Annotated in this window: 4 protein-coding genes, 1 tRNA gene and 1 pseudogene; 1 reads left to right on the top strand and 5 read right to left on the bottom strand. The window is 66.9% G+C overall.

Annotated elements, in window-relative coordinates; genetic code table 11:
* The 5 genes from L995_RS14895 to L995_RS14915 form a co-directional block, all read right to left on the bottom strand.
* The coding region (locus L995_RS14895) for a hypothetical protein (protein WP_047472459.1) at positions 1-262 on the bottom strand (262 nt) is incomplete at its 3' end.
* Positions 259-1,980, bottom strand: coding sequence for a glycosyl transferase family protein (locus L995_RS14900; protein WP_047472460.1), 1,722 nt, complete (start codon positions 1,978-1,980; stop codon positions 259-261). The genes L995_RS14895 and L995_RS14900, both read right to left, overlap by 4 nt.
* Positions 1,981-2,022: 42 nt before the next feature.
* On the bottom strand, positions 2,023-4,254 hold the full coding sequence (locus L995_RS14905) for a hypothetical protein (protein WP_047472461.1): 2,232 nt from the start codon (positions 4,252-4,254) through the stop codon (positions 2,023-2,025).
* 99 nt (positions 4,255-4,353) lie between these two features.
* Positions 4,354-5,538, bottom strand: a complete 1,185-nt coding sequence (wecB, locus tag L995_RS14910) for a non-hydrolyzing UDP-N-acetylglucosamine 2-epimerase (protein WP_016452411.1) — start codon at positions 5,536-5,538, stop codon at positions 4,354-4,356.
* A gap of 584 nt (positions 5,539-6,122) precedes the next feature.
* Positions 6,123-6,212 (bottom strand) — tRNA-Ser (locus L995_RS14915).
* Positions 6,213-6,801: 589 nt separating this feature from the next.
* Between L995_RS14915 and L995_RS14920 the strand changes: the two are divergent.
* Positions 6,802-7,431, top strand: a pseudogene (locus L995_RS14920) (hypothetical protein); the annotation flags it as partial.

Raw genomic sequence — 7,431 nt, forward strand, 5'->3', positions numbered from 1 at the left:
CCGCGTAGATCAGCAGCATGCGCAGGCGCAGCAGGTCGGGGCGCAACTGTATGGCCGATGCGGCGGCGCTGGCGGCCCGCGCAAAGCGGCCGGCCTGGTAGTGGGCATAGGCCTGGTTGGCCAGCTGCCAGGCGCGGCCCCTGAGCGGCGCCTCGGCCTTGACGGCTGCTGCGGCCTGCGGCCAGGCCGGCGGCGCGTTCCAGCCGGCGCCCAGCAGGGCGGCCAGGGTGAGTGGGCGAACGAGGGGTGCGAGACGCTTCATATGCCGGCCCTTGGTGTGCTTGGATTGCCTGTTGCGGCCAAGCCGGGATGTGCCGGGGGATCGGTGGGCTCCCCCTGCTGGAAGCTGATGGCCTCGCGCAGCGTGGCCTCGTCGAGCCAGCCTTGCTCCATGAGGATGGCGCCCAGCGGGCGGCGTTCGCGCCGCTGGATCTCCAGCGCGCTGGCCAACCGGCTTTCGTCGATGGCCTGCCAGGACAGCAGCAGCTCGCCCAGGCGCTGGCGCTGGTGCACCAGCTGGTCTGTGGAGGGGAAGTCGTGCATGGTCTTGTCCCAGGCCAGGCGCTTGCCCGTGACCAGGTGGACGATGAACAGCTTCCAGGCGCGCGCCGCTGCCATGGCATTGATGAAGTTGCCGATCACCATGCGTGGGACGGACAGCATGGCGTGCTCCCAGCCGTACAGGCGCGAGACGAACCATGCGCGCTGCACCACGCGCAGCAGCAGGGCGATGACGTTGACGCTCATCAGCGTCACCAGCCAGCCATTGGGGGCGAACAGGGAGGGGTAGTAGACCGTCCACCAGCCCATGTGGTCGGCCAGCAGGAAGACCAGGAAGTTCAGCAGCAGCAGATAGGCCAGGATGGCCACGAAGGAGGTCACCAGCCCCTTGCGGTCGCGGAACAGCAGGTACTTGGTGGACAGCGGCCCGGCCCAGCCGACCTGGCTCCAGCCCTGCAGGCCGATGCCCAGCGTCCAGCGCGCCTTTTGCCGGTAGGCGGTCTTGAAGGTGTTGGGAAAGAACTCGCGTATGCCCAGCGGCATGGTGAGGGTGGAAACCTTTTCCTTGCCCAGGCCGAACAGCGGCTTGCGCCGTATCACGTAGTCCACGGGGAATTTGCCGAAGATCTGCTTCATGCCCCGGCGCGCCAGCCGCGCGCCGATGTCGTAGTCCTCGGTCAGCGTGTCGGTGTTGAAGGGCTGGTTGTGGGTCTCGGCGGCCAGTTCCTCCATCGCCTTGCGCGAAAAGCAGGTGCCCACGCCGGCCGAGGGCACCATGTGCGACATGCTCTCGCGCACCACCAGGTCCTTGGTGTGCCATTCGGCGAATTCGTCCATGTAGGTGCCGGCCACCAGCTCGTACCACTCGCGCTCCAGCGAGGTCACGGGCAGCTGGATGAAGTCCATGCGCGGCAGCAGGTAGTTGTAGTACTTGAGTTCCAGCGGGTGCAGCACGTCTTCGCTGTCGTGCAGGATCAGGCCGGCAAAGGGCTCGGGCTGCAGCGTGTTCTGCTGGAAGATGGCCTGCACGATCCAGTTGAGGCAGTCGGCCTTGCAGGTGGGGCCGTCATGCGGCACCTCCACGCGGACCAACTGGCGGTAGCGCCGGCGCATGCGCTCCACCTCGTTCTTGGTGCGCTCGTCGTTGCGGTAGGTGCCCACGAAGATCATGTAGTTCTTGTAGTCCAGCGTGCCCACCATGCTCTCGAGCATGGGCGCGATCACGTCGTACTCCAGCCAGGCCGGCACCATGATGGCCAGCGGCTTTTCCTCGACCTCCTGCAACTGCTGTGCCTTGAGCGGCTGGTAGCGGCGCTTGACGGTCAGCGCGCGCCAGGCCTCGCGCACCCAGTACCAGGCATCGATGAACAGGTCATCGATGCTGGACAGCAGGATGATGACGGCCACCACGGCGCTGGTGATCTCCAGCGCGTGGTAGTAGTCGGCCACCAGGTAGGGCCAGTAGAGGGAAGAGATCATGGTGATCGCCTCATGCCGTCGTCATCGTGGCTCGGGCCCGGCTCAGTGCCTGGGCTGCTTGCTGCGCGCCACCGCCCAGGCCAGCAGCACCAGCAGCACCACCACGACCAGCGCAATGGCGATGCCGGGCACGCTCCAGGACAGGAAGTTGCGCCATTCGTGGAAGGCGCCTTCTCGCGGACCGGACGGAATGCCGGCATCGGGGTTGCTGCTGTCGAGCCAGGCCAGCGGGCCGTCACCGCCGATCACGGCGATGTTGCCGCGATTGAGCAGGAAGGGCTCGCCCAGGCCGCCAGTCCACTCGCCGATGGCACGCCACAGCACGCCCTGCTGGCCGCCGGCAGTGACGACTTCGGCCGAGGACAGCTGTTTCAGCCCCTTGATGTCCAGCCAGTCCAGCGACTTGCCGCGAATGCGCAGCTGCTGACCGTCCGTGACCGTCACCAGGGGCTTGGCGCCGTCCACCGGCACCTCCATGGCCACGAAGGGCATGGAGGGCTTGGCGGGCGCATCGGCCTGGGCCACGACCAGCTCGGCCTGCGAGGCCGACAGGCCGCTGGCGGCTGCCAGGTTGGCCATGCGCTCCAGCGCGGCCGGCGCGGCCGACAGGTAGCTGGCAGGCACCAGCAGCTGCGACCTGGCGCCCAGCAGGGGCAGCAGGCCGATGAAGCTGCCGTTGGGCTCGGCCTTGCCGGGCGTCACATAGCTGATGGCCGGCAGCACGCTGGCGGGATAGGGCTGGGGAATCTCGTTGCAGTCGGCCGAGTAGGGCTGGCGCTGCACCGACACGCGCAAGGTGTTGTTGATGCCCAGCGCGTAGCCGGGCACGCGGGCGCGCAGGCGCTCGGGCTGGCCGTTGGCGTCCAGCTGGCGGGCCGACAGCAGCATGCCGTTCCAGAACAGCGTGGCCACGGGGCGCGTGGCCGAGGCGCCGGGGGCTGCGGCCACGTACAGCGTGATCTCGCCCGGCATCCGGCCCTGCGAGGCGACGGCGCTCAGCGGGAAGTTCATCGTCCACTCGCCGCGCGACAGCACGTCGAAGCTGTCGGGGCTGCCGCCCAGGCTGGACAGGCGGATGCCCTTGGCCTCGTCCCATTGCGGGGGCTGGGCCGCAGCCACCGTCACGTTGTCGCTGACCAGCAGGCGCTGCAGGGCGGCCTCCTGCAGGCCGGCCACGCGCGCACCCGCATCGGAGGCCACGGCCAGCACCATCTGGCGGCCCATGGGCAAGGCTCGCAGTTGCTGCGAGGCCAGCGCCTCGCTGGCCAGCGGCGCGCGGCGGGCACGCCATTGCTGCAGCGCCTGGCCCGCATCGGGGTCGGCCGCCAGCTGGGTCTGCAGGGCCGCGAAGGCGGCGGTCAGGCGCTGCTGCAGTGCCTTGTCGGCCACCACGATGTCTCCGCTGACCTGGGCGGCCCCCAGCATGAGCAGCGCGCCCAGTTCGGCGTCACTGGCCAGCTTGTGCTGGGGCTCGGCGCCGCGCAGTGCGGCAAAGGCGGGCACGCCGGCCAGGGCGGCGGGAACCTCCAGGCCGCGCAGGTCGATCACCTCGCCCACGGCAGGAAGGGCCCGTACCTGCATGCGCCTGTTGTTGCGCTGCAGGCTGGCACCGATGCGCCAGGCGCTGTCGAACGAGGCCTGCTCCAGCTGCCTGCCCGACACCAGCACGGTGGTGCGCACGGGCAGGGTGTTCCAGACATCCTCGATGGTGCGCACATCGCGCGGGTCCACGCGGTAGCTCAGGCGTGTCTGCGGCGAGATGGTCAGCGAGTTGGCGAGGGAGTGGTTTTCGTCGCAGCGCTGCTGGCTGTTGTTGCGGTTGCGCCAGTTCACGCCCAGGCGCACGAAGTCGCTGGCGCGCGCAGGCTGGGCCACGGGCAGGTTGCGCTGCAGCGTGCCTTCGCCGTCCGGCACGGTCTGGGATACGGCCGGCGTACCGTTGAGCGAGATCACCACGGTCGAGGTCCCCGGCTCTCCCTTCAGGTAGCGGCCATCGAAGGCGATGCTGGCATCGCCCAGAGGCAGGCCGCGCGGCACGGGCAGGTAGAAGTCCTGGGTGGCCGTGCCGGCCAGCACGACCGGGTCGACAATGCCCAGCTCCTTGAGCGTGACGCTGCGCTGCAGCCCGTCGCTGGCGCCCAGCTGCCGTATGGCGTCACCCAGCGCCGAGGCGGATGCCGTCTGGGCGAACAGGGCGCCCAGGCCCAGCAGCGAACCCAGCGCCCAGCGGGCCCCGGTGCGGGAAAACGAATGGCGGTGGATGGTCGGTTGCATGGGGGGCCTCTTTTTCACTTCGGTGCTCGGTTCGTGACGCGATTCGTGACACGTTCAGTTGCTGCAGGGCGGCTGCCGTTGCGTTGGGACTGGCGGCCTTCAGGCCGGCGCCAGGCCCTTGCCCATGGTGGCGAGGATGCCTGCCGGTCCGGCGGCAAACTCCTCGAAGGGCTGTCCCAGCAAGGCCCGTACGATGCGCTGCGAGGCCCGTCCGTCGCCATAGGGATTGATGCGGCGCGCGAACGAGGCGCGGTGACCTTCATCGGTCAGCAGGCGGTTCACCTCGGCCACGATGCGCGCGCGCTGCGTGCCCACCAGCAGCACGGTGCCGGCCGATACGGCCTCGGGCCGCTCGGTCACATCGCGCATCACCAGCACGGGCTTGCCCAGGTAGGGTGCTTCCTCCTGCACGCCGCCGGAATCGGTCAGGATGATGCGGGCCCGCTGCATGAACCAGACGAAGTCCACATAGTCCAGCGGATCGATGAGGCGGATGTTGTCCATGCCGCCCAGCGTACGCATGACCACCTCGCGCACGGCAGGATTGAAGTGCACCGGGTAGACGATGAGCAGGTCCGGATGGCGCCGCGCCAGCTCGGCCAGCGCGGCGCAGATGTTCTGGAAGCCTTCGCCGAAGTTCTCGCGCCGGTGGCCCGTGACCAGCAGCAGCGGGCGCTGCGCGTCCACCCAGGGATGGCGCCCGGCAATGTCGCGGGCGAGCTCGGGTCGGGCATCGAGCCGGTCGCACAGCGTGGCCAGCGCATCGATGACGGTATTGCCGGTCACGGCGATGCGGCCCTGCAGGTTCTCGCGCAGCAGGTTGGCACGCGACGTGGGCGTGGGCGCGAACATCCACTGGCTGACCACATCGACCACGCGGCGGTTCATTTCCTCGGGAAAGGGCTGGGCCAGATCCCCCGTGCGCAGGCCGGCTTCCACATGGCCCACGGGAATGCGCCGGTGAAATGCTGCCAGCGCACAGGCCGTGGCCGTGCTGGTGTCGCCGTGCACGAGCACGTAGTCGGGCTTTTCCTGCTCCAGCACGCCGTCGGCGCCCGCCACCACGCGGGAGAACAGGCCGTTGAGTGTCTGGCTGGGTTGCATGACGGCCAGGTCGTGCCGGGCCTGCAGGCCGAACAGCTCCATCACCTGGTCCAGCATCTGGCGATGCTGGCCCGTCACGCACACCACGCTTTCGATGCCGCGCGTCTGCGACAGGGCCGTCACCAGCGGCGCCATCTTGATGGCCTCGGGACGGGTCCCGAAGAACGAAAGAATTTTCATGCCAACCCCTTTGCGTCTTCTTGTGCTCTTCGCTCCTGCGTTGTTCTGGTGCTCCGCGCCCGGAGAGCGGGGGCCGTCTCAGTCCGAGGGCGGGCCGGGCAGGCTGCAAGGCGGTGTGGAATATACGTCGGGTTTTTGGCTTTTTCGATCGGCTTGGCGTCTCTGATTGAAAACTATCGTCAATTGAGTGAAATTGACGGAAATTAAGAGGACTTGAAGGGATTTTGTGACATTGCTTTCCATTTGGAACCTCCGTCGGATCTCTCACCCTGCAAGCCTCTTGCGGCTGGGCCTGAATGCTTGTTCGCGCCGCGCTGCGGTTGCACAAAGCTGCGCGCCTGGGTGCTTTGTTGCAGCTAGTACATCACTGAAACAAGGCGGTGCCTGTCGGACACCTGCGTATTGCATGCCCAGGCAGGGGTCTGCGCAAGGCTTGAGGGGCAGGTACAGCCTGTGACTTTCCCTGATGCGCTGACGGCCTGCCGGGTGGATGCGACGCGAGGCTGCGCAGGGCAGGACCCGGGTCGAATGCAGGCCCGGAAACGAAAACGGGCCCCGTGTAGGGGCCCGTTTTGCTGGGTGTATGGCGGAGAGGGCGGGATTCGAACCCGCGGTGGGGATTAGCCCACACACGCTTTCCAGGCGTGCGACTTAAACCGCTCATCCACCTCTCCGAAGCCCTCGATTGTAGCAGTGATTTCGGGCGTCCACGGTAAGAAACTGGTGCCGGCTGCGCTGGCCCGTGCGGCGATGGTTGCTCCACTCAGGGCCTGCAGTGCAACCGTGGCAATGCCGGGTGTTGCCTGTCCGGGCGCGGACAGGCGGGTAGTGACGGCAGGCAATACCGTGACATGGGACGGATTTGCGATGGGTTCAATGCATGCGCCTGGTGTCATCCACTGATTTTCAGGGTGAAAAATGTAATGGAGTTCGTGTAAATGGAAGGTGCCGGAATGCGGTGTGAATCTCCGGTGCGGCCCGTCCATCTGTGGCGACATTTTTCATGTGTACAAGATGGTATTTTCATTGTCCATCTGTGTTGGTGCAAGCTATTGATATTGTTGAGGTTTCTTGAAAAAACACCGCCAATGAATCGGTATTTGCACGGGGTCCGGAGGGAATGCAGAGGACGAATTACCTTCATGCGGCGTTGGATGCATTTTGCAACAGACATCGAATGGGAGCTTGTGGAAAATGCCTGCGCCGATGAAATGCAGCAGTAACGGATTTCCGTCTGGCAAATCATAGGAACTCGCTATCACCATGGCTTTCCACTCAATGCGCGCCGATTCTTCATTTCGCCAGACGCCGGTATTGCCCGCACTGGCCTTCGGGCTTGTGGCGCTGCTGGGTACGACGGCGTTCGCTGCCGGGCTGCAGCGGCAGGTGCTGGAAAGCCTGCCGTCCGGCACGGCCAAGGGGGCGCCTGCCTATGAGTTGTCCCTGCCTGCCTGCACGGCGTCGGCCTGTCCCTTCGAACTGAGGCTGGTGCGTGCCGGTATGGAGCAAGGCAAGCCAGCGGCGCTGGCCTGGCCTGCTTCAAGAGGGCAGGCCCAGCTGGCGCCATCCGATCCGCTGTACGGCGTGGGAGATCCCTTGTCCGAGGCCGCGCAGCGCACGCGCGTCTGGACGACCGGCGAGGAAGAAGGCACGGTCACCGCTGCGGCGCGGACCTTGCGCCTGCCCGGCGTGCAAGGCGGGGCGCGCGCCTTGCTGGTCACGCAGATGGGCGGCTTCGACCATCCCAAGCGCCGCCATGCGCTCTATGTCGCCACGGCCCAGGGACCGCATCTGGCCTGGCAGTACGAAGAGCCTCCGGGCAGCTACCAAAGCTGGGTGCTGGCGCCCACGGGCCGGATCCCGGTGCTGCTGGTGCGCTATGACTCACCGCAG

Source organism: Delftia sp. ZNC0008 (assembly GCF_000799035.1).
GTDB lineage: Bacteria > Pseudomonadota > Gammaproteobacteria > Burkholderiales > Burkholderiaceae_C > Comamonas > Comamonas tsuruhatensis.

What these genes read in the sequence shown, in the direction of transcription:
- L995_RS14900 (WP_047472460.1), bottom strand. Translation starts at nt 1,980, where the DNA reads ATGATCTCTTCCCTCTACTGGCCCTACCTGGTGGCCGACTACTACCAC.
- L995_RS14905 (WP_047472461.1), bottom strand. Translation starts at nt 4,254, where the DNA reads ATGCAACCGACCATCCACCGCCATTCGTTTTCCCGCACCGGGGCCCGC.
- wecB (WP_016452411.1), bottom strand. Translation starts at nt 5,538, where the DNA reads ATGAAAATTCTTTCGTTCTTCGGGACCCGTCCCGAGGCCATCAAGATG.